Source organism: Desulfomonile tiedjei (assembly GCA_016212925.1).
Taxonomy (GTDB): Bacteria; Desulfobacterota; Desulfomonilia; order Desulfomonilales; family Desulfomonilaceae; genus JACRDF01.
In genome coordinates this window covers 1-25,715 of the sequence record JACRDF010000024.1, presented here as the reverse complement: position 1 = coordinate 25,715, position 25,715 = coordinate 1, and the positions used below count along the sequence as shown (strand labels likewise).

General features: G+C 53.1%; 23 protein-coding genes. 12 read left to right on the top strand and 11 right to left on the bottom strand.

The window, feature by feature from the left end:
• Window positions 1-116: 116 nt before the first annotated feature.
• The 8 genes from HY913_10230 to HY913_10195 all read left to right on the top strand — a co-directional run bounded on the left by HY913_10230 (window position 117) and on the right by HY913_10195 (window position 5,684).
• A complete protein-coding gene (locus tag HY913_10230) occupies window positions 117-1,259 on the top strand; it encodes a saccharopine dehydrogenase NADP-binding domain-containing protein (protein MBI4963643.1) in 1,143 nt (380 codons plus the stop codon).
• 233 nt (window positions 1,260-1,492) lie between these two features.
• The gene (locus HY913_10225; GenBank protein MBI4963642.1) at window positions 1,493-1,738 is read left to right on the top strand and encodes a type II toxin-antitoxin system HicB family antitoxin; all 246 of its coding nucleotides are present in this window, start codon (window positions 1,493-1,495) and stop codon (window positions 1,736-1,738) included.
• Window positions 1,735-1,947: a type II toxin-antitoxin system HicA family toxin gene (locus tag HY913_10220; protein ID MBI4963641.1), complete on the top strand. Its 213-nt coding sequence runs from the start codon at window positions 1,735-1,737 to the stop codon at window positions 1,945-1,947. The genes HY913_10225 and HY913_10220 overlap by 4 nt, the downstream gene beginning before the upstream one ends.
• A gap of 180 nt (window positions 1,948-2,127) precedes the next feature.
• Window positions 2,128-3,378 carry an aminotransferase class III-fold pyridoxal phosphate-dependent enzyme gene (locus HY913_10215; protein ID MBI4963640.1) on the top strand — a complete coding sequence of 417 codons (1,251 nt, stop codon included), beginning with the start codon at window positions 2,128-2,130 and terminating at the stop codon, window positions 3,376-3,378.
• 140 nt (window positions 3,379-3,518) lie between these two features.
• On the top strand, window positions 3,519-4,157 hold the full coding sequence (locus HY913_10210; protein ID MBI4963639.1) for a MerR family transcriptional regulator: 639 nt from the start codon (window positions 3,519-3,521) through the stop codon (window positions 4,155-4,157).
• Complete coding sequence (locus tag HY913_10205; protein ID MBI4963638.1) at window positions 4,154-4,354, top strand: hypothetical protein; 201 nt, start codon at window positions 4,154-4,156, stop codon at window positions 4,352-4,354. Before HY913_10210 ends, HY913_10205 begins: the two co-directional genes overlap by 4 nt.
• 239 nt (window positions 4,355-4,593) lie before the next feature.
• Window positions 4,594-5,088 (top strand): DUF134 domain-containing protein, encoded by a 495-nt coding sequence (locus HY913_10200; protein MBI4963637.1) that lies wholly within the window; start codon window positions 4,594-4,596, stop codon window positions 5,086-5,088.
• A 218-nt stretch (window positions 5,089-5,306) separates the two neighbouring features.
• The gene (locus HY913_10195) at window positions 5,307-5,684 is read left to right on the top strand and encodes a NifB/NifX family molybdenum-iron cluster-binding protein (GenBank protein ID MBI4963636.1); all 378 of its coding nucleotides are present in this window, start codon (window positions 5,307-5,309) and stop codon (window positions 5,682-5,684) included.
• Between the two features lie 128 nt (window positions 5,685-5,812).
• On the opposite strand, the gene HY913_10190 is transcribed toward HY913_10195, so the two are convergent.
• The 4 genes from HY913_10190 to HY913_10175 all read right to left on the bottom strand — a co-directional run bounded on the left by HY913_10190 (window position 5,813) and on the right by HY913_10175 (window position 10,268).
• A complete protein-coding gene (locus HY913_10190; protein MBI4963635.1) occupies window positions 5,813-7,570 on the bottom strand; it encodes a hypothetical protein in 1,758 nt (585 codons plus the stop codon).
• Between the two features lie 213 nt (window positions 7,571-7,783).
• The gene (gene efp / locus HY913_10185; protein ID MBI4963634.1) at window positions 7,784-8,344 is read right to left on the bottom strand and encodes an elongation factor P; all 561 of its coding nucleotides are present in this window, start codon (window positions 8,342-8,344) and stop codon (window positions 7,784-7,786) included.
• Between the two features lie 170 nt (window positions 8,345-8,514).
• Window positions 8,515-9,600, bottom strand: a complete 1,086-nt coding sequence (locus tag HY913_10180; GenBank protein MBI4963633.1) for an aminopeptidase P family protein — start codon at window positions 9,598-9,600, stop codon at window positions 8,515-8,517.
• Entirely contained in the window at window positions 9,597-10,268 is a 672-nt protein-coding gene (locus tag HY913_10175; GenBank protein MBI4963632.1) for a hypothetical protein, read from the bottom strand. The genes HY913_10180 and HY913_10175 overlap by 4 nt, the downstream gene beginning before the upstream one ends.
• A 592-nt stretch (window positions 10,269-10,860) precedes the next feature.
• Here HY913_10175 and HY913_10170 point away from each other — a divergent pair.
• Window positions 10,861-15,000, top strand: a complete 4,140-nt coding sequence (locus tag HY913_10170; protein ID MBI4963631.1) for a PAS domain S-box protein — start codon at window positions 10,861-10,863, stop codon at window positions 14,998-15,000.
• A 494-nt stretch (window positions 15,001-15,494) separates the two neighbouring features.
• Entirely contained in the window at window positions 15,495-17,909 is a 2,415-nt protein-coding gene (locus HY913_10165; protein MBI4963630.1) for a PAS domain S-box protein, read from the top strand.
• 278 nt (window positions 17,910-18,187) lie between these two features.
• Here the strand turns inward: HY913_10165 and HY913_10160 are convergent, their stop codons facing one another.
• The 4 genes from HY913_10160 to HY913_10145 form a co-directional block, all read right to left on the bottom strand.
• The gene (locus HY913_10160; protein MBI4963629.1) at window positions 18,188-18,499 is read right to left on the bottom strand and encodes a hypothetical protein; all 312 of its coding nucleotides are present in this window, start codon (window positions 18,497-18,499) and stop codon (window positions 18,188-18,190) included.
• Between the two features lie 56 nt (window positions 18,500-18,555).
• Window positions 18,556-18,945 (bottom strand): hypothetical protein, encoded by a 390-nt coding sequence (locus HY913_10155; GenBank protein MBI4963628.1) that lies wholly within the window; start codon window positions 18,943-18,945, stop codon window positions 18,556-18,558.
• 231 nt (window positions 18,946-19,176) lie between these two features.
• On the bottom strand, window positions 19,177-19,557 hold the full coding sequence (locus HY913_10150; protein MBI4963627.1) for a hypothetical protein: 381 nt from the start codon (window positions 19,555-19,557) through the stop codon (window positions 19,177-19,179).
• A 120-nt stretch (window positions 19,558-19,677) separates the two neighbouring features.
• On the bottom strand, window positions 19,678-21,588 hold the full coding sequence (locus HY913_10145) for a hypothetical protein (protein MBI4963626.1): 1,911 nt from the start codon (window positions 21,586-21,588) through the stop codon (window positions 19,678-19,680).
• Between the two features lie 513 nt (window positions 21,589-22,101).
• Here HY913_10145 and HY913_10140 point away from each other — a divergent pair.
• Window positions 22,102-23,592 carry an AAA family ATPase gene (locus tag HY913_10140; GenBank protein ID MBI4963625.1) on the top strand — a complete coding sequence of 497 codons (1,491 nt, stop codon included), beginning with the start codon at window positions 22,102-22,104 and terminating at the stop codon, window positions 23,590-23,592.
• 4 nt (window positions 23,593-23,596) lie between these two features.
• Here HY913_10140 and HY913_10135 read toward each other — a convergent pair whose 3' ends face one another.
• Complete coding sequence (locus HY913_10135) at window positions 23,597-23,803, bottom strand: hypothetical protein (GenBank protein MBI4963624.1); 207 nt, start codon at window positions 23,801-23,803, stop codon at window positions 23,597-23,599.
• Between the two features lie 135 nt (window positions 23,804-23,938).
• Between HY913_10135 and HY913_10130 the strand changes: the two genes are divergently transcribed.
• Window positions 23,939-24,976 (top strand): L,D-transpeptidase, encoded by a 1,038-nt coding sequence (locus HY913_10130; GenBank protein ID MBI4963623.1) that lies wholly within the window; start codon window positions 23,939-23,941, stop codon window positions 24,974-24,976.
• 125 nt (window positions 24,977-25,101) lie between these two features.
• Here the strand turns inward: HY913_10130 and HY913_10125 are convergent, their stop codons facing one another.
• On the bottom strand, window positions 25,102-25,383 hold the full coding sequence (locus tag HY913_10125; protein ID MBI4963622.1) for a hypothetical protein: 282 nt from the start codon (window positions 25,381-25,383) through the stop codon (window positions 25,102-25,104).
• Window positions 25,384-25,582: 199 nt separating this feature from the next.
• Window positions 25,583-25,715 (bottom strand): transposase (locus HY913_10120; protein MBI4963621.1); only part of this gene is annotated, 133 nt, incomplete at its 5' end.

The following is a 25,715-nucleotide window of genomic DNA, read 5'->3' as shown; positions in this document are numbered from 1 at the left end:
TAAAATGCATGCAACCCCAATCGTGACACGATTTGGACTTCTTCCCGATTCGGGTCCGGAAGCTTCATAAACTGGTGGTCGCCCAATAATTTCTGAACATAAAGGCGGATTGAAATATGCGTGCTTTGGTATTAGGAGGAGCCGGCGGCATGGGTCAGGGCGTTGCCCGGGACCTGATAAAACAACAACAGGTCGCGGATGTTGTCCTGGCCGATTTATACCCGGACCCGGAAAGATTGGGCCCGAAATTACGCGACAGTGAAAAAGTGAACCTGATCAAGATGGATGTTAACGATCATGGCCGCATGGTGCAGACATTCCAGGGAATTGACGTTGTGATTAACTGTGCAGGTCCCTTTTATAAGACTGCCGTGCCTGTAGCAAGAGCGGCAGTCGAGGCAAAGGTGAACTATATTGACATCTGCGATGACTATGAGGGAACCGAAATTCTTTTCAACTCCGATATAGATAAGATGGCCAGAGAAGCCGGCATCACAGTTCTTACCGGCATGGGCTCCGACCCCGGGACCAACAATGTTCTGGTTAAACACTATGCAGACCGCTTGGACAGTGTTGATGATATTTACCTTTATTGGGTAGTCGCCATTGCTGAACTTGCAGGAGCTGCCTGGGACCACAGCCTTCATATGACCCTTGGGAAGGTCCCGCAATATTTGAATGGTGAGCTGGTCCACGTGGAAGGCGGGACCGAAGTAGTGGCGGAAGAGTTCCTGGAACCCCTTGGCACCTGCCATGTCCGGTACGTGGGCCATCCACAGCCTTTGACCATCCCCAAGTACATCAAAGGGGTTAAAAATGTGGTGATTAAGGGCGCACTCATACCCCTGTGGGTCGATGAAATGATAAAACAACAGAAAGATACGGGCTTTTTGGGCACAGAACCCATTGATATCAAAGGGACCACCGTAACTCCTTATGATCTGGCGCTTAAGCTTTGGGAGACCATTCCGGAAGGGAGAGATAACGGTCCCCAGGCTTCGGGGCTCAAGGTCATTGTCAAAGGGGAAAGAGACGGCAAGAGGGTAACCTACACAGCCGACATGGTGGGGAGGATGGCTCCCGGGACAGGCCTTCCCGCATCCATTGCAGCACTCATGATGGACGCAGGTGATGTGGCCGCAAAAGGTGTGGTGGCCCCTGAAGGCTGCATCGACCCGAACAAATTCCTTGCAGCCTTTTTGAAAAGAGGCGCAAGAATCCATCAGACAGAAAAGATTTCATCCATGTTGGAAGTCTAAAGCATGTCCTGCCAAACTTTTGGGTAGGTCCCCTGGCCAAAGCATTTGGCTTTGCGGATGGATCAATACTATAATGGGATAGCTACGGGAACAAGAATACCCACCAGGCCCAAAGTTTCACATAGATGTGGAAGCAATAAGAACCGACTTGGTAGGGCAGGGAAATAGAGCATCGCGCAGGTGAGACAGGATGTTTCCTGCTATCCGTGGCCAGGAAATCAGTGGAGGCCCAAATGCTATACAAAGTGCCGTTAGTTCTGGCCCCTCAACCTGAAGGCGGTTTTACGGTCACTTCGCCTCTCCTGCCGGAATTGGTTACCGAAGGCGACACCGTTGAGGAGGCCCTAGAAAACGTTCGAGACGCTCTCGAAGCCACCATTGAAGCATATGAAGATTTAGGACGCCCGTTACCTGCAAGCGTTCAGATTTCCGACACCACAAGTCCTGTGTGGCTTGAAGCCCTAGTGGCGACTCCATGACCTATCGCCACGTCACCTTGAAGCTAATCGCTCTCGGTTGCACGGAGCTGCCTAGACGAGGCGGCGGTTCTCATCGGAAATGGTTAAATCCCCAAACTCAGCGGGCTGCAATATTGCCGGACTGGGGAAACCGTGATCTCAAAATAGGGACCGTCAGAACTGCCATAAGGCAGTTAGGCATCGAATGGGATGAATTTACTAGAGCGTAACGACTGATATTGAAAGCATAGCAACAGTCAGACAGGCTGGAAAGGCTCGTTGGATTTTAGATTTCGGTCCGGCCCCCAATTCCCGTTGACCGTGAACACTGCCACTTGTGGTCTCATCTCAGGTCACCCTCTAGCGTGCAATGCCACGCCGACTCCAAGCGTACCTCAAAGGGACTTGCCATGAAAGAGATAGAAAAACTCAACATCACCAAAAGCCGGGAATTGTTTGAAGAAGCAACCGGGCTGGTACCCGGAGGCGTTCTGGGCGCCAGAAAGCCGACCGATTTCATCGACGGGGAATATCCCATCTTCCTTGAAACCGGCAAAGGCTGCCGCCTGACCGATGTTGACGGCAATGAATTTGTTGATTTTCTCTGCGGTTATGGCCCGATCATCCTGGGTTACCGTGAAGAAGAGGTGGATGAAGCGGTTTACAAACAGATAAAAGAGAAAGGGTTCTGTTTCACTCTGACACAAAAATACCAGAACCTGCTGGCCAAAAAGCTGACTGAACTTGTGCCCTCGTCCGAGATGAGCATTTTTCTGAAAACAGGCTCTGATGCAACCACCGCAAGTATTCGTATTGCAAGGGCCTATACAAATAAGCTCAAAGTGATGCGGTGCGGTTACCACGGCTGGCATGACTGGTGCGTTGAAATGAAAGGCGGAATTCCGTCAAAATTCTACGAAGATGTTTTTGAATTTCAATATAATAACCTGGACCAACTGGCAGACCTGATGGCAACTCACGGTGACGAGACCGCTGCGATCATCATGACGCCTTTCGGCCATCCCAACCATCAAGAAATGGAGATACCGAAGCCGGGGTTTCTTGAAGGCCTAAGAGAGATTGCCGACAGGTATGGCGCGGTGTTGATCTATGATGAGATCCGGACCGGCTTCAGGCTTTCAATGGGCGGGGCCCAGAAACTCTATGGAGTCACTCCTGATCTGACTGTTCTCGGAAAGGCGCTCGCCAACGGATATCCCATCTCGGTAGTGACCGGGAAGAAAGATGTCATGATGGCGGCTAGCGACAAGCTTTTTATTTCCTCAACCTTTTTCCCGAACAGCGAGGGTTTTGTTGCCGCGCTCAAAACCATAGAGATCCTTGAACGGGACCATGTGCTTGAAAATATCTGGGAAAAGGGCGGAAGGTTCCTCGAAAAGCTCCAGGCAATGATTGACAAATATGATGTGGGAGCTGAACTGACCGGCGTGGCCCCCATGTTCTACATCACTTTTAAGAAGGACGAAACAGGCGCACACAAAGGCAAGCGCAAGGATTTTTACACCCAGCTCATTCGCAGGAAATTCTTTTTTTCACCCTTCCATCACGCCTATATCAGCTTTCGGCACACCGAAGAAGACCTGGCACTGACCTTAAACGCAATTGATGAATCCCTGGCCTTTATAAAGGGAAAATATTAGTCCCGTCCGGCCGAGCGGACGGTTGCTTAGGGCGGAGATCGTGTGAAAAAGCCCCTGAGCACATCCGCGGTTTTCCAAATTACCTCTTGACGAACAGTCAAAGTGCTTATAAACATATTAGTACGCTCTGGAGGTAAGCTATGGTCGCTGGATTTGGAGCCAAAGTGGTTAGAGAAATAACCGGGGTGTCTCGGATGCAGCTCCAGCACTGGGACAGATCCGGAATCATTCGGCCTTCTGTCAAAATCGGAACCGGAAAAGGTTCAAGGAGAGAATATTCCTTTAAGGATCTGGTCCAACTCAAGGTTGCCAAACAGCTCAGGGAAGAAGGAATCAGCCTCCAAAAGATCAGGAATGCATTGGAATACCTGAGGAAGAACTTCCCCGACGTTAAGGATCCGTTGGCGGAACTGCGGTTCCTTACCAACGGTCTTGACATCTTTGTTGTGACGCAGGACCCTCAGGCCATTCTCGATGCCTTGAAGGGACAGTTCGTCTTTTCTTTTGCCCTGGGAGAACTCATCGCCGGACTCAGGGGCTCAATCAAGAGGCTGGAGGTTCCCAGAGAAGATAAAGTGTTTTTGGGTGAACGGGAGTTCACGGCGATCCTGACGCCGGATTTGGAAGACGGCGGTTACACGGTGGTTTGTCGGGAGATCCCGGCGGCGATTTCTCAGGGAGAGACGATTCAAGAAGCCCTGGACAACCTTACAGATGCCATCGAGCTTTGCTTGGAGGCTGATGAAGACCTGAAGAAGAGTCGAGCCCGGGTCGTATGAACCTCACCGCCAAGCAGTTGAAGAAGGTCGCACTGAAGCTCGGCTACCGGATCAAGGAAGGAAACAAGCACCTACTGGGCTATAGCGAATCAGGGCTGGTGACGACTATTCCTAGAGGCCGCATAAAGCAGGGGACATTAGCAGCCATACTGAAGCAGATGGGAATAGGTAAGGGAGAGCTTTCTCACCTCTTGTGAGTCCTTTTTTTGTCTTGACACATCTCTGTTTGTCGCCGCTAGGTTAAAGAAGATCGGAACTGACCCTAAAGTGGCATTTCCGCCGACTCTTGCTTCCTCACTTCGGCCTTAACCTGATTCCCTGCCGAGATCTTTCGCCCTTCAAATTTTCCGCGCCTGCTTAGGGATCGTCATCTGCACTCAAATTGGGTCTTGACAATTATGAGCCAATGCCCATAATTATCCCGGAGTGTATATCAATGGCCAGACCCAAATTCTGCCGCCGAGTTAGTCAACAACCTGCTTACAAAGTCTTCAAGCCCATTGCCGTGCCCATGTCGGTCCTACCAAAGGTTGTTTTGTCAATGGACGAATTTGAGGCTATCAGGCTAGCCGACCTGGAAGGGCTTTACCACGAACAAGCAGCAGAGCGCATGAATGTCTCTCGCCAGACCTTCGGAAGGATTCTTGAGGCAGGAAGGCACAAGGTGGCTCAGGTCTTGTCTGAAGGTCTTGCTCTCCTCATTGAGGGGGGTGAAGTGGAAGTGTCGGAAGAGCGGCAGTTCAAGTGTAATCAGTGCCAACACGCATGGGGCGTGCCATACGGGACAGGCAGACCGGAAGAATGTCCCGAATGCAAAAGCAACTCTATTTGTCGTTCCGAAGATCAGGGGCCTCGCGACGGAAATTGCCAAAGGAAGCAATGCCGTAGCCGTAGATCTGGAGCGATCCGCAACAATTGCCGGATCTCATGACCGGCACGCCGGTCTGCCATTGGTGAGAGGCGGGATAACCGGCACGCTTTTGCAGATCTTCATTCATGATACGGCGGGCACGGCCCGCCCTACAGGAGACACCACGCAAAATCGTAGGGCGGGCCGTGCCCGCCAGTTCTGACCGTTTTCGAGAAGCCTGGCCGAACAGGCTACTCGGACATTATTTTGGCAATCTAGATACACAAGGAGATGACACCATGAAGATTTGTTTTCCTGCTGAAACGTTGCAAGGCATGAACAGCATAGTGTACGAACATTTCGGGTCCGCGCCCGGATTTGTCATTGTCGACACAAACACCCTGGCCGTGGAGGAGATTCAGAACGGCGACCTGCATCATGCCCACGGGATGTGCCAGCCCTTGAAGGCCTTGGGAGGCCGCGAAGTTGACGCCGTGGTCGTAGCCGGGATAGGGATGGGAGCGCTGAGAGGACTTCAAGCTCAGGGCATTCAGGTCTATCGCGCAACACCGGGAACAGTGGGGCAGAACATGGATCTCATCAAGAGCGGGACACTGCCGCAGTTTGATGTCAAGTTCACCTGCGCCGGTCATGCAGGGGGCTGCGCTCATTCATAGGGTAGCCTGTGGCGGCGAGCGGTGCGACCATGTCTAAAACCGGTTCGCTTTCAAACGGTGAAGATGACTTCAGAGAAAGGGCAGCACTGACCAGGGGGGGTTGATCGGTTGGTGTCTAATTCGGCGGATTATTCTTTGTTTGACCGCGAACCGGAACCATCCTCTTTCCTGAAAAACTTGAGAGCGGCCTTTTTCTTGCTTGCGGGCAAGGATCGAAAGAGGGTGTTCAGCAATTTCGGTTGAAAATTCAACTGGGGGTCCTTGGCGTCCGGTTTTGATATCTTGGGTTTTCGTCCGCCCGCGGCAGAAAGAAAAAAGGGTCCGGTGTCGGACGCGGGCAAGGTTCGCATCTGTTCTTTGACGAATTCCGGATCCACCGACCAGGCTTCGTGGACCAGGTCGGGAAATAGCTCCGAACCCCAACAGGCATAAAAAAGGACCTGCCGCAGGCGTTCCGACCCGTCTTTGAATTCCAGCAGCACTTGTTTGCGGTCCAAATCCATTGGTGGGCCTGCGGCCTTCAGCAGTGCAGGGGCCTCTTCATGCATCAACGCTGCCAGTTGTTGCAGTTCCTCTCCTGTGAAATTGGCCCCTTCAAAAGCTTTCCGCAGAACGGGCATCAGGTCCGTCAGCGCTTCAGGTTCGACGCCGTCGAGTAGTTCCAGCAGTTCGGTGGCGGTGAGGCCCTCCAGAGAGACGTGATGGGCCAATGCCCGCTGGTAAGGGTGCAGCTCGTGAAAAAGGCGGATAATCTGGCCTGGAGAAAGCCTGGTCCACTGGAATCCCTCAACCATTCGACCGGCTTCTTCTTCAGACCGGCCGGCCAATTTATCCAAGAGAATCTCGAAATCGAATTCATCCAGACTCTCATCGCTTTCGAGGATGCGTCTGAGCTGGTCCGGGCTGTCGGACAGAATAACGAGCCTGCACCATCTCTTGAAAAAGGTCCCCTCTGATTTGGAGAAGATTGTGTCTCTTTCCCCCACAATTGTCTCCATCAGCTTCTGTGCAGTCCGGATGATCTCCTTTGTGAGCAATGAGGCATCATGTTCGTCCAGGTCCTCGGCCAATTCGTGGATCAAGTCGAGCACGACATTCTCGAGGTCTTCGGGAAACACATCCGAAGCATCTTCCAAGTCGAGTCCTCCAAGAAACTCGCGCACTTCTTGCATAGTGACCGAGACCGGATCAGGCGCTTCAACAAAGCCGGAAATGATCAAAGTGCTTATGAAGGCCTCTCTTATAGAGTCGACATCCGACAGGTTTTCCGCCTTCACGGACCCGGATTTGTTTAACAGGGTGAATGGTAGAATGTTTCTGAGCTTAAGGATGAATTCATACCTGGCCAGTTCCGATTCGTAATACTCAACCAACCCCAGAGTAGAAAACAGCTCATCCTCAAGTTTGAGGGATTTGATGGTGTGAAGCTCACTTTCAGTGAACACGCTCATGTCGGCGAGCCGGTGATAGGCCAGTTCGCTCAGAGACTGGTACTCCTCGGGACTTACCAGGATCTCGATCTTGTGGTCCAGGAGAAGTTGCTCCCACTTCCGTCGTAGTTTTTCGATGCGTGTGTACGCCAGGCGAAACAACTCCACCGGTGAGTCGTCCACCAGTGTCCGAACTCCTTCCTCCACATCTCCTTTGCTCTTGATTTCCAGCCCGACCCCTATGAGCTTCAAAACCGTCTCCTGCACCTTTGCCAGTTCCTCGGCCGAACGGAAATCAATTTCTTTTTGGAGCACGTATTTGTTGGCCATGGCCACGGAAACCCTTATTATTTCGTCCGCCCGATCACGAGTAAAAATTCCTCTCTCACTGCCCTCACTTACTACGCGGGCGAGAAAAGTCTGCTCATCATGGACAACCAGGGCGAATGAATCCATAGACAAAATCCTCTATTTTTCAGATCAATAAGAGCAAGGTATCGTGCTGTGCTGATGTATGGTAAGCATTCAGACCTTCCAGCGGCTAAATTTCTTTGTGGGGCAGGCTTTCCAGCCTGCCTGGCCTAATAAGCCGATGGCGGCAGGCTGGAATCCCGCGGCTCGCGGGACTGCCCCACCACTCCAATATCTCCCTTTTGGGCGGGGTGGCAGCTACCGCACTCGTTCAACGTATTTCCCGGTGCGGGTGTCGATTTTGAGCACGTCGCCCTCGTTTACGAAAAGCGGGACCTGTACGGTCATACCCGTTTCCAGGGTGGCCGGTTTGGTGGCGCCCGCGGCCGTGTCTCCTTTTAGGCCCGGCTCTGTGTGGGCAACCGAAAGCTCAACGAACAAAGGAACTTCCACGCCCAGCGGTTTGCCGTTGTGAAACAGTACCGCCACTGTCACGTTTTCCTGCAAATAGCTTCTGGCTTCGCCCAATTGCCCTTCAGTGAGGAACAGCTGTTCGTAAGTATCGTTGTCCATAAAGTGAAATTCGCCGTCGCTCTCGTACAGGTATTGCATCTGGCGCTCTTCAAGGTCCGGTTTATCGACTTTCTCTCCTGACCGGAATGTTCTGTCAATAACATTTCCCGTGACCAGGCTTTTCAGTGTAGTTCGTATAAACGCGCCGCCCTTGCCCGGCTTTACGTGCAAAAAGTCCACAATAGTGAAAGGTTCACCATTAAGCTCTATCTTGAGTCCTCTTCTAAAATCGGCAGTTGAATACATGATTTCCGTCCCCGACAAAAGTTATGATTATGGATGCCGCACAATCGCGGCTGACCTTGGTCTGAACACACCCCTTGGCCGGACCTACTTTGAAGGTCGTGGGAATTAGCAATCCAATCCTGATTTAGAGCGGGAAAACTCCGAGCAGAATCCGACGTGCCGTTAGTTCATCAGGCTACCGGGATCAGCTTTTTGGGCATCCCGGACAGTATTAGCGGACCGGTTCTCTCAAGGTAGACGAGACTCTCCAACCTAACACCCCCCACACCTTCGATGTAAACACCGGGTTCTATGGTGAAGACCATGCCTTCCTTCAGAACCCCTCTTCCCTTGGGTGAAAGGTAAGGGGGTTCATGGATTTCCAGTCCCACCCCATGACCAAGTCCATGAAGAAAGTACTTCCCTAGGCCCGCCTTGTCAATGGCTTGCCTGGCTATTCGATCTACTTCACGGGCCCCGATGCCGTCCCGTAGAGATTCCAATGCGCTCATATGGGCACTGTACACGGCCTCAAATATCTTGTTTTGATCGGAGGAGGCTTTTCCGCCCATACACGTTACTGTCTCGTCGCTGTTATAACCTTCAAGTCGACACCCATAGTCCAGGATGATCAGTTCATTTGGCTTTATTAGCTTGTCGGTCGGGGCGCCGTGAGGCAAGGCGCTTCGATCGCCGGATGCCACAATGGTTTCAAAAGCAATTCCGTCCGCACCCTTGGTACGAAACAGCGCTTCGAGCCGGGCAGCCACTCCCGCTTCAGTCTTGCCGACAAGGCCTGTCTGGATAATTTCCTTGCACGCATCAGAAGCTATCTTCGCGGCCGCCAGTATTTTGTCTTTCTCTTCAGCGGTCTTGCGAATTCTCAGATTTTCAAGAAATTCCCTCTTGAGAGTAACAACTTCCAGGCCCGGTGCTTTGCGAAGAAGTGAGGTTACAAACTCGTAGCTGACCCGAGAAGCTTCCACTCCTACTTTACGCACACCCAAAGACTTCAGAGCGCGGGCCAGAGCGTCCAGCTTGCTGCGAACCACATGGGTCCTGAAAGCAGGGGCCTGCTGCCTTGCCTGAGTCTTGTACCTCCCGTCAGTGAAAAGATGGCGTTCGTTGCGAGTGATGAGAATCGCGGCTTCCGAACCCGTAAAGCCGGTGAGATGAGTCAGATTAAAGGAATACAGATTCTCCGAAGTATTGAATAGGAGCCCGTCCACTCCCATTCTAGCCACAACATCGTGAAGCTGTAGGGCTGCGATCGTCATTCTCCCAAGGACCGTCCGGCTTTCATTTGTTCGATGTTCTCCAGCCATCTCTGGAGAACCCAGAGAAGCTTCTTCTCGCTGCTCTTCTTGCGGGCTCGTTCCCTGGCCTGAATAAGTGATTCGTCCTCTGGATTCTTTTGCAGTAACAAGCTGAAAATTTCGAATGCCTTATCGAAGTGTCCTTGGCGCATGAACTCGCGGCCCATTGCTGCTGTCACAGGAATGAATTCCGCCCTCTTTCTTCGGGCTTCCTCCTCGGCGTCGCGAACACGGGAAGCCTCTTTGTGAACATCGCATGGTGGGGCAATCCCTGCCAAAGGTTCGGATGCCGCACGGGCGCCAAGGGGCCTTTGGGCAGCCGGCCTGACTTGCGCAATAGATTCTGCGGAAGCTATCTTGAACGTTCCCTTAAGTATTTCGTGGAGCGTCTTGTATCGAATGCCCTGCTCTATGTTCCCTCGGCGGAGCAGGACCTCTCCCAACAGATCGAACAATTTTGCCGCGTCAACGTACTTTGTTTCAAGGCGAGTGAGCAGCTCAAGAGCGCTCTCCAGATCAGCATCATGAAGAAGAGCCTCGGCCTTGCTTAAAACTTGCTCGAACTCTATTCCCGCCGAGAACGGGCAAGAAAACTCTCTCAACAAAACTTTGTCATCAGGGGAACTCATGCTGCTTCTCCACAGGGAGTATTTCAACTCTACGAATTCATTAAATAATCCAATTGCGCTAATTAGTCAAGCGGCTTTTGACACCGCAACCCGCATAACATCGGCCAACCCGCACCTGCTGCGGAGCAAACGATAATGAAGAGTCGTGTAAGATGACCGCCCACATTGACTCATGCGGGGGGCGTGACTCGATAGGAGGGCCCCACCGCGGGCCACGGCGGCACACCGTAAATGACCAGTTCTTACAGGAGCTAACCATTGACTGATCGAGTAGCATCGGTTACCCTGGTAATACTGCCAGAAAGCGCTGTGCTTTTGGGAAGGTCTTTGGGGGAGCCCTTTCCGAAAATATGTTGAGAAGGCTTGAAGCTGTGGTTCGGTTTTGCGAATTGCCCACTCCTGGCGATCGGACCGGCAAGCTTGTCCTTTCGAACCGGTCTTATGATCTTAATCAAAGAAAATTATGCAGGCATGAATGGAAATGGTTCCCCCGCCAATAGGGTCAGACCTGCGCGTCCGCTCGGACCGCTTTCAATGTGCTTTGGCATAATTCGCCCAAACAATCCCCCTCTTAGTCCGGGAGTGTCTGTACATGATGGATGATTCTGTGTCTCGCGAGGAGTTACTAGCTGAACTCCACCGCATTCGCCAACGAGTAACCGAACTGGAATCCTGGAAGACTCAACATGAATGGGTCTTGGACGTGGCCACTCAATGTGAGGACCAGTTCAGAAGTCTTGCAGAGAATTTAGTCGTCGGGGTTTACCTCATTCAGGATGGGCGCCTCAAGTATGCGAATCCAAAGCTAGCCGAAATAGTGGGATATTCTGTAGAGGAGTTGTTAGCACTCTCCAACTTCATGTCGCTCATTTTCCCCGATGACCGGCCTCTGGTCCTGGACAACATCGAGAAGCGGCTTTCCGGCGAAGTCCCATCGTCTAATTACCAAGCCAGAGTTGTAAGGAAGGACGGCGAGGTAGTTTGGCTGGAAGTCTACGGTTCGCGCATGCAACATAATGGAGCCCCTGCCGTCATGGGAACTGTGCTGGATATTACGGGCCGCATGCGCGCGGAAGTCCTGTTGGAAAAGGAGTTGGACAAATTCCATGCCCTCTATGACCTGGCCGTGGCTATGACCGCGGATCGTGATCTCGATGAAAATCTAACCCTGGTGGTGGAAAAGAGCAGGGAGCTGCTTGGGAGTGACACCGCTTACATTGGTCTGCGTGATGAAGAAGCCGGCCATGTTTATATGCATATCCTATCCGGCGTCCGAACCGAGGAGTTCAAGGCAATGAAGCTGCCGTTCGGAACCGGCGTGGGTGAGACGGTTGCGACGACTCAAGAGGGATTTATTGTTAGGAACTACTTCCGAGAGTTCGAATCATCGCCAGTGCAGGACATCGTCAAGGGAGAGGGCCTTATATCGGGCATCGCCGTTCCGATCCAGATCGGCCAAACCAACCTCGGGGTTTTATATGTTTTTAACCGAACCGAGACCTCGTTTTCCAAATCCGATCTGGACACGTTGTTTCTCTTGGGGAGTCTTGCCGCGGTCGAAATCATTCGCAGGAGGCAGGAAATCAACCTGCGCAAAGCGCACAACGATCTGGAACAAAAGGTGCAGGAACGCACGAGAGAGCTGTTTGACGCCAATGAACAATTGAAACAGGAAATAGTAGTCCGCGAGAAAGCCGAGGACTCGCTGCGTCAAAACGAATCGATGCTTAAGGACATTTTGTCTACTTCTCCCGTGGGCATTGGATTGACCGAAGACAGAATCATAAGGTGGTCGAACGAGGCCTGGATGAAGATGTTCGGCTACGAAAATGAGCTGGAATTTGTGGGGAAGAACGCGGCAATAGTCTATCCGTCCCACGAAGAGTATGAGCGTGTAGGCAATATACTTTACGAACGCCTTAAAACCGGAAGAGTCACATCCGCTGAGGCCACTTTCAAGCGAAAGGACGGCTCACTTTTCAAGGGTCATATAAGGATGAAGGCTCTCTGTCCCCCGGATGTTGACAAAGGCGCTATCGCCGTCATTTCGGACATTTCGGAGAGGAAGCGCGCGGAAGAAGCCCTGCGCGAAAGCGAAGAGCGGTACCGTGCCATCTTCAACAATGCTTCCGTCGGAATCGCCCTGACCGACCCTAGCGGTCGCTGGGTCCAGGTCAACCCGGTCTTCTGCAAAATGCTTGGACGGACTTGGGAGGAGCTACAAGGGCTGACCAACCTCGACATAACCGACCCCGAAGACATAGAAGCGTCGCGCGAGCGATTCCATTCCTTGATCCACGGACACATCGACTCGTATCGATACCAGAAACGCTTTGTCCGGAAGAACGGAAACGCTTTCTGGACCGATGTCTCCGTTTCCGCTATTCGCGATCCGGAAGGCAGGTGTCTAGGCACGGTAGGGGTCGTGGTCGACATTACCGAGAGCAAAGAGGCTCAAAGAGCGCTCCAAGATAGCCAACAGCGCTTGGAGCTTGCCTTGGAAGGAGCTGACCTAGGATTGTGGGACTGGAACATGGTGACAAGAGAGGTCGTCCACAACCAGCGGTGGGCCAAAATGATGGGAATGTCCGCCAACAATACGAAATCGAACTTTCTTGTATGGAAGCAGAAGATCCATCCGGAGGATAAGCGCCACGTGCTGGAAGCGCTGAACTCGCATCTGGCAGGGTCCAAGCCATATTATGAGAGTGAGTATCGTTTGCAGGATAGCAAAGGGGTATGGGCCTGGGTTCACGCTCGCGGCAAAGTGGTTGAACGCGATGAAAGCGGAAAGCCCTTGCGCATGACTGGAACGTCTCTGGACATCACAAATCGCAAGAGAGCGGAACAAGTGCTGCAAGAGAGCGAGAACAAATTCAGGCTGCTCTACGAAAATGCGCCTCTGGGGTATCAGTCCCTCGATGAACATGGTTATTTGGTCGAAGTGAATAAGGCATGGCTGGATCTACTCGGATATTCTCGAGAAGAAGTTATCGGGACTTGGTTCGGCAATTATCTGGCCACAGGACTTAATGAACGTTTCCGCGAGAAGTTCTCCCGACTAAAGGAGTTGGGGATCGCTCGCGGATCGGAATTCGAGATGGTGAAGAAGGACGGTACACTCAAAACTGTTGCCATTGACGGAACATTCGCGAGAGATGAGCACAGTGTTGGTCGGGCGCACTGTGTCTTAATTGACGTAACGGGCCGCAGAAAAGCGGAAAAGGTTCAGCGACGTCTGGCCACCGCGGTCGAACAGGTCAATGAAGGTATAGTCATAACGGATAGCGACGGGGTCATCCAATATGTAAACCCCGCGTTCGAACGTATGACCGATTACTCCCGCGAGGAGGTCTTGGGCCGGAAGACTGCTGAATTGTGGTCTTCCAGTCACTCGGATGAATTCACAGCTGAGTTGAGGTCCACCTTGGAGCGGGGTGAGGTCTGGAGCGGTCGTATCGTTGAGAGGAAGAAAGATGGAACCGTCTATCAAGACGAAACGACCATATCCCCTGTTTTTGATGATTCAGGCCGAATTATCAATTTCGTCGGAGTGAAACGCGACGTAACGGAACAAATTGCCCTGGAGCGCAAGCTCTTGCATGCCCAAAAGATGGAAGCCGTCGGGACTCTGGCAGGCGGGATCGCTCATGATTTTAACAACCTGCTGACAGTGGTTTCCGGGTACACGGAACTGTTGTTAACCGGCCGATCACACGACGATCCGGAATATCCGGACCTTCGAAAGATAGCGGTGGCCGCTCAACGAGGAGCAGAACTCGTCAGGAGTCTGCTGGCCTTCGGCAGAAAGATGGAAGCCAAGCTTCGCCCTGTGAATCTGAACCACTCAGTGGACCAAATCAGGAAACTGATTTACCGGACGATTCCCAAGATGATTGAAATCAAGCTGGATTTAGCTGACGATCTTAGAATTGTCAACGCGGATCCGGCTCAGATTGAACAGGTTCTGATCAACCTCGCCGTAAATGCCAAAGACGCGATGCCGGACGGAGGGAAACTCATCATTGAAACGGCCAACGTAACGTTGGATGCGGAATACTGCAAAACCTATCTCGTTGCCAATCCCGGGGACTACGTTCAGATCACGGTCTCGGATACCGGACACGGTGTGGATAAGGAAGCACTTGAGCATATTTTCGAACCTTTCTATACCACCAAGAAGCCGGGGAAAGGAACCGGACTAGGGCTTGCGATGGCATATGGAATAGTGCAGCAACATGAAGGTCATATCACGTGCTACAGTGAGCAAGGCGAAGGGACCACTTTCAAGATCTATATCCCGGCGATAGAGGCCGAGGTGGTGGCGGACGTGGCCGCGACCCTGGAAACGCCCGCGTTCGGAACCGAGACCATTTTACTTGTGGACGACGAGCAATTCGTCAGGGAGCTGGGAGTCAGGATTCTAAATCTTGGCGGGTACACAGTCCTCACCGCGACCAATGGCCAGGATGCTTTGGAAGTCTTCGCAAACAACATGGACAAAATCTCACTGGTGATCCTGGACCTTATCATGCCGGGTATGGGCGGCAGCCAGTGTTTGCAAGAGCTTCTGAAGCTGAAGCCGGAACTGAAGGTGATCATCGCCAGCGGGTTTTCTCTGGACGGGCCGGCCAAAGAAACCGTTCATATGGGAGCAAAGGCCCTGGTGAATAAGCCCTACAGGGCAAATCAGATCCTAAGGCTGGTTCGCCAGATCCTGGATGCTTCATGACAAGTGGAGTCTGAATCGCCTCGGGCAATAACCCGGCATGTTGTGGTTCGGGGAGAAATCCTCTGTGCCCCTTCTTTATACGGGGTCGCGTTCAAACAGTGAATGGTCTGGTGGATTCGACACGGACCTGAGCAAGCGCAGGTCCGTGGCACCCCGAGGCCGGTCCTGATTGGCTGTTGGGTGCCACTGACCTGGGCACCAGGCCAGTGCTGATCCGGACCGAAGTCATCTTCACCGTTAGAAAGCGAATTCGTATTGGCCGGGGGGGCAAGGAATGGCGAAAATCACCTTCCTTGCAGCGGGGCTTGGGAGGATTTGAGGCCACCGGCGAAAACCGCTTATCAAAGAAGCCCCTATTTTCCCGCCTAAGCGAATAATTGCACATTCCTTCCGATTGGATTTGGCGAAAGACCAACTTTCTATTACAATAGACCGTTGTCCTCATTCCGCTCCCGGTAGCTTACACATCCAGCGTAGCAGAAATGGAGATCTCCATGAAAGACGCGTACAAAACCAAGGCGCAGCTCATCAAGGAGCTGGGAGAGTTGAGACTACGCGTTAAACAAATCGAGGAATCACAAGCGGAGCGCCGACATATTGAGTCCGAACTGCGAAAGAGTGAGGAAAGCCTTAAGGCCTGCCTGAACGCGACCACTGATCTGGCCATGCTGATTGATGCAGAAGGCAAAATAGTCGCGCTGAATAAACAGTTTGCCGACAGGCTGGGAAAGACTGCCGAAGACCTGTTGAGCCGGCCGGTGTTGGATTTCATGGAACCCCAATTTGCCGACCGAAGAAGAGAACAGCTCAACAGTGTAATCAAGACCGGACAGCCCGTCAGGTTTGAAGATGAGAGGGCCGGAAGGGTCGTTGACCACAATTTCTATCCTGTTTGTACCCCACAAGGAAAGGTGGAAAGAGTTGCGATCTTCGCCCGTGACGTAACGGATCACAAAAGGGCGGAAGAGGCTCTGCGTCACAGTGAGGCCCTGCTGAAGAATATTCTCTCTGCGTCCCCGGTGGCCATAAGTTATGTCGAAAAAGGCAGGCTGAGATGGTCGAATCAGGCGATGGCCCAAATTTTCCGGTATCAGTACAAGGCCGAGTACGTGGGCAAGCCGGCAAAAGACTTTTATTCATCCGATGAAGAATACAACCGAGTACTGGAAATATTTAGAACAGGCTTGAAGGACGGTACGGCCGCGGAGACCGAGGCCGAATTCAGGCGCCATGATGGCTCAGTCTTCCCCGGTCATATGAAGATTAGTCCTCTTGACGCCTCGAATCTGGGAAAAGGAACTATTTCGGCAATAGCGGACATTACGGAGCAAAAGAGAGCGGAGGAGGCGTTACGACAAAGCCGTGAGGAATTCCGAAGACTTTACGAGGAATCCAAGCGAGCTGAGGACCTGTATAGATCGCTTCTCAGTTCATCTGCCGATGCAGTGATAGTCTATGACATTGAGGGCAAAGCCCAGTACGTCAACGAGTCTTTCACGCAGATTTTTGGCTGGACCCTCGACGATGTCCGGGACCGTCACTCGCCTCATGTTCCGGAATCGAGACTGGATGAAATCAGAATAATAATTGACAACCTGATACGTGAAGGCGCGCCGCTTAGAGGCGTTGAGACCAAGCGCGTCACCAAAGAGGGTAGGGTGCTGGACATAAGCGCCAGCGCATCTCGCTATCACGATCACGAGGGCAAGCCTGCCGGATTGCTTGTGATTCTGAGAGACATCACCGAGAGCAAGCGTCTGGAAGAACAACTTAGGCAAGCGGTTAAGATGGAAGCGGTTGGACGATTGGCAGGAGGAGTCGCCCACGATTTCAACAACCTTTTGACGGCCATCATGGGCTACACAAATCTGCTGCTGCAACAGATTCCCAGAGACAGCTCACAACACGAAAAACTCGCGCAAGTGTTTCGAGCGGCCGATCGAGCCGCAACGCTCACGGGCCAGCTACTCGCATTCAGCCGGAAGCAGGTGCTTGACGTGAAGGTGTTGGACCTAAACCATGTTATAGCGGGTTGGGAGCAAGTGCTACAGAGGATGATAGGGGAGAATGTCCAATTGACGATGGCCTTGAGCCAGTCCCTGGGACGAGTGAAGGCAGATCCGGGGCAGATCGAACAGATCCTCATGAACCTTGTGGTGAACGCGCGCGATGCCATGCCTTCCGGTGGGAAATTGACCATTGAAACGGGCAATTCCGTTCTCAGCCGCGAATATAGCCAAACTCATCCCGAGGTTGAGCCGGGGCGATATGTTATGTTCTCAGTGAGCGACGGCGGTCAGGGCATGGATGAAAACACTCTTTCACGGGTGTTCGAGCCTTTTTTCACCACAAAAGAAAAAGGAGTCGGCACAGGGCTGGGCCTGTCTACGGTTTACGGCATCGTGAAACAGCACCGAGGTCACATATCGGTCTACAGCGAACCCGGTAGAGGAACCACTTTCAAAGTGTATCTGCCACTGGTTGAACAATCTGTGGAGGAACCCACCGTCATGGGCGTAACGTCCCTCCGGCCGGTGGGACAGGAAACCGTGCTGATTGTCGAAGACGAAGAAATAGTCAGAGAACTGGCCACTGAAGCACTGGACATGCTGGGCTATTCGGTCCTGGCTGCGGGCCACCCTGACGAGGCAAAGACAATTTGTTCGAAACACGGTGGGACAATCGATTTGCTCCTGACGGACGTGTGCCTTCCTGACATGGACGGGAAAAGCCTTTTTGATACGTTGTCCCCGCAGCGGCCGTCAATGAAGGTGTTGTATGTGTCCGGGTACACCGAGAATTTCGTGGTGCATCGCGGGATCCTGGATTCCGGGGTGAGTTTTCTGCCCAAACCGTTCACAGTGGAGGGTTTGGCGCAAAAAGTGCGGGAAGTGCTCGACGCCAATTAGCGAAACCCAAGTCAATTTATACACATTGCCATCCGAAATGCCCGAATACGGCTAGTCTATGTAGGGGCACGGCATGCCGTGCCCTTACGCGGCTTCACGCCATTGGCGCCTTGCCATCCCCGTCACCTACCCGCCTGAACACTGCCCGGTCCGGCCGAGCCTCGGGGAAGGCTGAAGCCAATAGGCATACCTACACCTCCAGCGGAGAGGCGATATCGCCCTAACCTTCGAATCGGCTGCTCATTCAAATTCAGACCGTTCTTTGCGGTTTCGGCGCCTCATCTCTTGCCAACAGGCGAAGGGGCGAGTAAACCAACCAACCCACCGACCGCAGCGGAACCGATGGCAACCAGAGAGTCAAAGCCTGTAGCACCCTTCCATAACAGGGCAGTCAGCGCGACAATAATAAGGATTATTGCCAGCCCGAGGGTGCCGACGACAATTCGGTAAAACCAAACGTCTTTCTCATAGATCCTAATTTCGTCCTTCACGTCCTGGATCGCTTGGTCCAAATCCGTCTTTGTCTGTGTGGCGAGATCCGGGACTGCTGCGACGCGCATTTGCAGATTTTCCAGAGCTTTTATTTCCATCACGGCCCCCTTTGTCTGTAATCGCCGATTTACAGAATCAATTGTCTGACCATCCCTCAGTGTAAGGTACCTCCCGAGTTATTCGGCTGCCCGAAACAGAACACATCGATAGAAATGTTGCCGTAATATTTATCGGTGGTTTCGGTGCAAATAAGTTGCGCAACGACATTAAATTGGAGTGTGGTTCCGGCAAGGCTGACTATTTCTGTCTGCCACCGTAGGTCTCCGAGGGGCCTGGTTTGGGGATCCGTCGTTTCTCCAAATGCCAACGCAAGCCCTCGAACGACAATAAGTACTCTTTTGGTTCCCTCTGTAACCTTGACCCGTATCGGTTTGGGCATCTCTCCGCTATCGATCGACTCGTCAACTCGCGCTATGCCGATCAGGCACATGCCCGGCCTCAGGTCTTCCGCCGTTGCATTTATGTCGTTGGCTTCAGGACTCATTTTGCTTCCCCCCGTGTCGACTAACCCGTACCCGACATCCCGGGAACGGGGCTACGGCCACAGCAAGTTCAATGTGCCGGTCGTTTATTCACATCGAGCGCTCCCTGTTTTTTGGTTACCAATCGCTGTCCCGCGTGGTTCTGAAACGCCGGACGACGGCCCCTGAACGGCCCTGGGCACAGGCGGGGGGGATAGAAAAACCTGCGCCGTGAACAGGTCACCATCCATTCCCTATTCGGGCGGGGGCACAAATCTGCGGCTCCCTCCGGGCGGAGCGACAGATTTACGATTGCCTCCTGAAGGAGGGACATATCTGCGCCCGCCTATAGCCGGTGGAAAGACTCTGTCCTTTTCAGGCAATATTGCCCCGATCTGTCGTTCCAGATCAGCCGCTTCTCCCGCGAGGACTCTTATTTCCTTTTGGACAGGGAGTTCAGGAGGGGGCGTGACCCGCTTAATCAGCTGCAGGCTCTGAACACGTGGGGGCACAGCTTGGGCAGCGGATTCCGAAGGTGCGAAGAGTACCCCGAAGAAAATGCAGGTTAGGAAGAAGACATCCAATTTCCATCCCATGTCCGGGAATCGATTGTTACGGTGATAGATTCTTGTCATTGTTACCTCTGTGCGCATTTGCCGCCTATCCAGCTAGACCGGCTTTGTTTGGTCAGGAACGACCCCAAGCTGCCGTCAAGACGGAGCGTGGGTGGCCGATCCATTTGGCGCTCGCGAAGGTCAATACGAGGCCCCCAGTTGTATCTCGAACGCCAGGACAGGATCAATGGTCCTGTCAGGGTTTATTCCCCAGTTATTGGCTGCAGAAGGAATGTCCCAATTGGGGACGCCCTTGTCGATACAAGCGTAGTTAAACCATTTCCCTGGCTTCCAGTAGGAGACTCGGCCTGCCACCGCCCATCCGTCCAGGAGCTGCCAAACGACTCCCGCCATCGCTTCCCACCCGAGGTCCCTGTTCGGTACAGAGGGAGCAGGATTGGTGAAGGTTGACCCGGGCGGCTCTGCGTAGACCACACTTCCGAAACCCGCGGCCGTGAGATTAGGTCGAACGAAGCCCACCGCATACCCGTTCGAGTTTCTGAAGGCCTGCAAGAAAGATCCCTCCACAATCAAATTGGCGGCCAGAGCGTAGTCCAACTTGACAGCGTAAATCGAGGCATCGGAGATATGGCCGGGGGCATTCACGCCGGATCCGAACCTGTATGCAAGGAGAATCGAGTACGGGTCGAAAAGCCCGAACGCCTGCTGCGGGTTTTCCTGAATAAAAGGCTGCCTGTCGATGAGCACCCCGTGCCTCCTGTCAGGTCCGGGCATGAAACAATAGAAGACCCTTGCCACAAGTGGGCCGTAGCCAACCCCGGCTTCCAACATGTAGCGCCAGCTTTCCCAATACTGTGACCGGAAGACGCTTCCACTGCCGTCGGTGTTCTCCGGTTGGCCAAAAAAGGTACCATCAAGCGATCGTTGAAATCTGTAAACTCGATTGAACCAGTCCAGCTCTGTATTAAAGAAAAACCGCCCGTTGTTATACTTCAGGTAGGCCCACCCTTCCGTGATGTAACGCTCGAAGGTCGGCGTTGAAACACGAGCCACAAGGCCGGGGGCCAATTCAGGACCCTGATGATAGTTGGAGCGCAGACACCCGACGCCGAACTCCAAATCTTTAGAAGAGTAGGCGATCAGCCCAATGTAGTTTTGCGCGCGCAAAGCCCCGGTATCGGAATTGTTCCACAGAACCAGGTTAAGAGGGTCAGGTTGCTCCCAAGCAAAGGTGCCTAGTCCGATTCGCATGCATCCCGGCCCTATGTATGACCAGGCGTACGCGTCATCATCGGTGGGCCAGTGTTTCTTTCTTTCGGTTTCCTCCGGTGTTTCCGCGAGCACACCCTCTGCGAAGAAGGGGTCTTTCTTCTGCGCTTCGTCCCTCTGAGCGAAAATGCTTTTTCCGGTTTGGGGGTCGCCAAAGAGTTCATCTTCAGGGTTAGCCGTGACCCCTTTCTTGTATCTAGGCCAGAGGTGTGGATTGAACCATGACATCACCCCTTTTGGCAGGAACCCAGCCCCGACGAGACAACCCAGAATGTCCGGAACACAGAACCTCTGTTCCAGCATGAGGTATTCTGTCGTCCGATTGTTTGAAAACTGAAGGTTGAAGCCCTTCTGAAAGATCTGCTTTCCGAATCGGATGCTTGCCACAGGGCTGTTGACCTGGACCGACCACAAGGTGAGTTGACCCGGAGAAATAGGCACCAGGGCGCCGGGGGCAGTGCCAGTATTGTAAGCGTTGATGTTGTACCGCGCCTTAAGAATCACCCACTCATTTCCGTACCTTGGCGTGATGGCAAGGGAAAGCGAAGAAAGACTGGCATTGGTTCCGCTGACAAGAAATCCTATGTCCGGGAATGGCCGATTGCCTACCCAAGCGTTGAGAGATGCGAAATTGCCACCTGTGGAACTCGCATCCACATTGTAATCGCCGAAGAAACCTCGACTGCCCAGCTGACCGTAGTACCCGTAAAACCATTGGTTTTCCGCGCCGGACAAATCAAGGCTTTGAGCGAGAGTTGTCCCCCTCCCGAAGACGAATAAGCAGAAAGCTAAGACCAAAACCGATGCGCACCGGGAAAGCATTTGAGCCTCCAGCACAAGGCAGCCGCGTCCAAGCGGGAAAGACTCGTTGAACCCGAATTACGGACCGCACCCCAATGGCAAAGATAGAAGTGATTAAGAAGTGTAGTTAGAAATCCCCCGCTTCGAGCCTAGACGAGTCGAACCAATTATGTCAAGAAAAATAACAGGCTCCTACGCTAATTCTTCAGTCATTTTTGGCTGAGCGCGGCAACTGTCGGTCCTCTTTGATTGTGAGGAGTGAAATCCCGTGTTTCGCGGACAGCAATATCCATTGGTGGGACAGGCGTCCCGCCTGTCTATTGAAATGACGGGAAAGATGCCCGTCCCACCGAAATTAAGATTGCTTCGCTGCGCTCGCAATTGACAGTCTTTCGTCACACTGACTCAATGCTTATGTCGAGGTATGGGGAAGCGCCGAGGCATCCATTCCGTCTCTTTTTTTGTGCAAAGGCCCCGTAGTACCTTGGAAATGCGGGCGGAATATGGCATTCTTGACATATAGGGACTGGAATCATGCTTCTGAAAAAAATTCAAGACCTCGTTACCGGTAAGGGTTCATTGATCTACCTGATTTCCTCGGAAGAGGATCGGGTGGAAAAGCTTGTCGGCGACGCAGTAGAAAAAGCCATGCCAGAGCCGACGGCCGTGTATTCCTGGTCTTGTCTTGACGGCCTGGCTAGAGGCCATGATGTGGTTGAGCAATCGACTGACCCTGTCCAAGGTCTGGCAAGGTTCGTGGGACTCGAGGAACCGGCTGTTCTCATCTTCAAAGACCTCCACCTCCTCGTAGATCACAGCCCGCAATTGATTCGACAATTGAAAGAAGCCGCCCGGCGGTTGAGATCGGGCCGGAACAAGGTCTTCTTTGTTAGTCCCCAGTTGAATCTGCCCGAAGAGCTGTTTCCTTTTTTCAAGGTGGAAGACGTGCCGTTGCCGCGTTTCGAGGAGTTGTCAAAGCTCTTCGACGCATGCCTTGAAGGCCACCCGCACGCAGCTTCGCTCAGAAAGTCGCTCACGCCGGACCTGCGTGACAAAATCGCGCGGGCCGCTTCGGGGTTCACCTGGGATGAGGCGGCGGATGTTTTCCACACTGCGCTGGCAAACCAGGCTTCAATCTCCGGGAAGACAGTGGACCTGGTCCTGCTGGCAAAAGCGGCTTTGGTCAGGAAAAGCGGTATCCTGGAGTTCGTGAACGCTCAGGCTGGCTCCTGGGAGATCGGCGGCCTTGTCAACCTCAAGAAATGGCTGAAGGAACGAAACACCGCGTTCTCCTCCGAAGCGACCAAGAAGGGTTTGACGCCGAAAGGCATTTTGGTCATGGGCGTCAGCGGTTGCGGCAAGAGCCTTTGCATAAAGGCCATCGCGGCCTACTGGAAACTGCCCCTCCTGAGGCTCGACATGGGGCGGCTCTACGACGGGCTCGCGGGTCCACCCGAAGAAGCCATGAGAAACGCGATCAAGACCGCGGAGGCAGTTGCTCCTTGCGTCCTGTGGATAGACGAGATCGAAGCCGGAATCGCGAACCAACAGCAAAAGCAAGGAGGGGGCAAGGAAGCCAGAGTGCTCGCGCTGTTTCTCACCTGGATGCAGGAGAAGACAGCGCCTGTTTTCGTGGGGGCTACGGCAAATGAAGTGGAAGTTCTGCCGCCGGAGATACTCCGCAAGGGTCGTTTCGACGAGCTGTTTTACATGGGGCTGCCGTCCAAGGAAGAAAGAAAGCAGATTCTGACGATTCATATGCGGAAAAGGAATGTGGACCCCGCCAAGTTCGATATGGATTACCTCGCGGCCTCGACCGAAGGGCTTAACGGTGCGGAAATCGAGCAGGGCGTCATATCGGCGATATTCGAGAGCACGTCCCGGAAGGCGGAACTCTCCGAGCACATTCTTGCCAATGCCTTGAGAAACATAGTGCCTCTTTCGAGGACCATGCGGGAGCGTATCCAGAAGATCGAGGCATGGGCCCGCGACCGGGCCATGAAAGCTTCACTTGAGACAATATGATGTTTTAGGTCACGTCGTAACCGATCAGCCACTTGAGGCGGCTGCACAGGACCCCTAATCGTACAGAACCCGGAGAACAGGCACTATCGAATGTTCCCAGGAAGTCCGGGAAAACGATCCTGGATTCCTGCGTTCGCAGGAATGACGAGGGAATATGGTCCGCGATCTCTGCGGCGAGAGATTTCTCTCCATCTTCATGAGGTAGCTGCATGAAAGTGGCTGATCATGCCTTCCAGTGATTTATCCTTGACTCTAGCCGCCGTTATATTATTTTATTAAGCAATGCATTAAAGGACCCCGTTGATAAAAGCGGGGCTTATTCCGTTTTATTGCTGGTTAGAGGGTTATGTCTTCTTTCGCTTTCACTGGGATATGGTTGCTTGTGCTGGGTTTTTTGTGGCTCGTTCCGATGGCCGAATGGACCTGGGCTCAAGGTAAAGCTTCGTCCGCCAGAGACCTTCGTCTGAGCCACGTCGCGCCAACGGACCTCGAAGACTCGGAGACCAGGCTCTGGGACAAGATAGAGGCGCTTCTTTCGGGTCCAGTTGGGAGTTCCGAAGGTCTGAACTCGCATTCCGAGTCGGCGATAAAGATCCCGCTCAAAGCCGGACGCAATCTCCGGGACCTCTCAGAACCCACATTCAAAGACTTTCCCTGGAGACAATTGGTCCCGGGAATCAGGTCGTTGCGACCTCTCAACGAAGGGTTGACCAAACTCGCGTCCCTTAATCCAAGCGTGCCGGCCGCCAATAAGGGAGGGGCGACACTGCTGGACTTCTGGGAAGGCTTTTCATTGCCGGGTCGTCTCGTAGGTGATCCGGTACACCTGTTCTCAAAGTTTGTGATCGAGGTTGACCGGGGCCGCTACACCGTCAGCCTCTACGGTATGAGAAACGGTGAGGACAAGAGCCTGCTTTTTACATGCAGGGCCGGCCTGGGGTCTTCCGAATATCCCACGCCCCGCGGGACCTATTACCTACTGCGAATCTTCGACGATCACCCGATATGGATTCCACCCCCCGACCGAGACTGGGCGTGGGGTCAAATGCCTAGCCGGTCCGTGTACGGAGGCCACATGATGCCGCTGTTCATGAAAAGGGCCGGCAAGAACTTTGACGACAAAAACGGGGATGTAGTTGAAGACCTGGATTGGGTGGCGCCTCCGATGCAAATGGTGGATTCGGGAGGCTACCGTGTCCACGGGACAGATTCGCCGTGGAGCATAGGATCTGCCCAGTCTCACGGGTGTATCAGACTGCTGAACAGCTCGGTGCAGAGGCTTGCGGATACGCTAAAGATGTACGTGGGAACCACAACCAGAGGCGAGACCCCAAACGGGAAATTCATCACTCTGGCTCGCCCGGTGAAGATCGTCCTGTATTAATTGGAGGGGACAGCGGGCGAATCGTTGGCGCCCACTGCAGGAAATTTGGGTTCCCTCACCCGATGACAATTGACGAGGCCAGGCCTGGCTTTAGCCAATGCCACTTGTTTGACAAGGCATTGGCATCAGGTATTCTTGATTTCGACGCTCTCGACAAAGTGCCACTGAAAATTTAATACACCGGCCGTTTTGCTCGCTTTCGCCACATCTTTCGGGTTGAGAAAGGCCCGTGCCTTATCCATGTCGTGGACCTCGAGAATAAAGAAAGCAATGTTCGAATCCTCAACCCCACGCCATAGATACTTCAGATACATCCCGGCTTCACGCTGTGCCCGGGCGTCGGCTTCCATTTTCGCCTTCCACTTCGAGAAATCTGCCACTTGAATGCGACAGTGCATGTAGATCATTGGAACCTCCTACGGCCGATGCCTAATGGGAGGTGCGAGCGGCGCCCGATAGCTCCCCGGCTCCTGCAAGAGTTGTGACCAGTTCGTTATTATTTTCGCAAAACATTTTATGTGAGCTGTCATTGCGAGAAGCGAAGCGACGAAGCAATCTCTCGTCGCTGAGATTGCTTCGGGCTTGACGCCCTCGCAATTGTACGTGTCAAGTAATTCGTGGACAAGACTCGAGGAATTCTAGGGGAGTTTTCCCCCCTAGGGCTTGATGCGGTCTTAGGTTGTTGTAGTAGTAGATGTACTGTTCGAGTTCCTTTTTGAACTCTTCTTCGCTTTCAAAG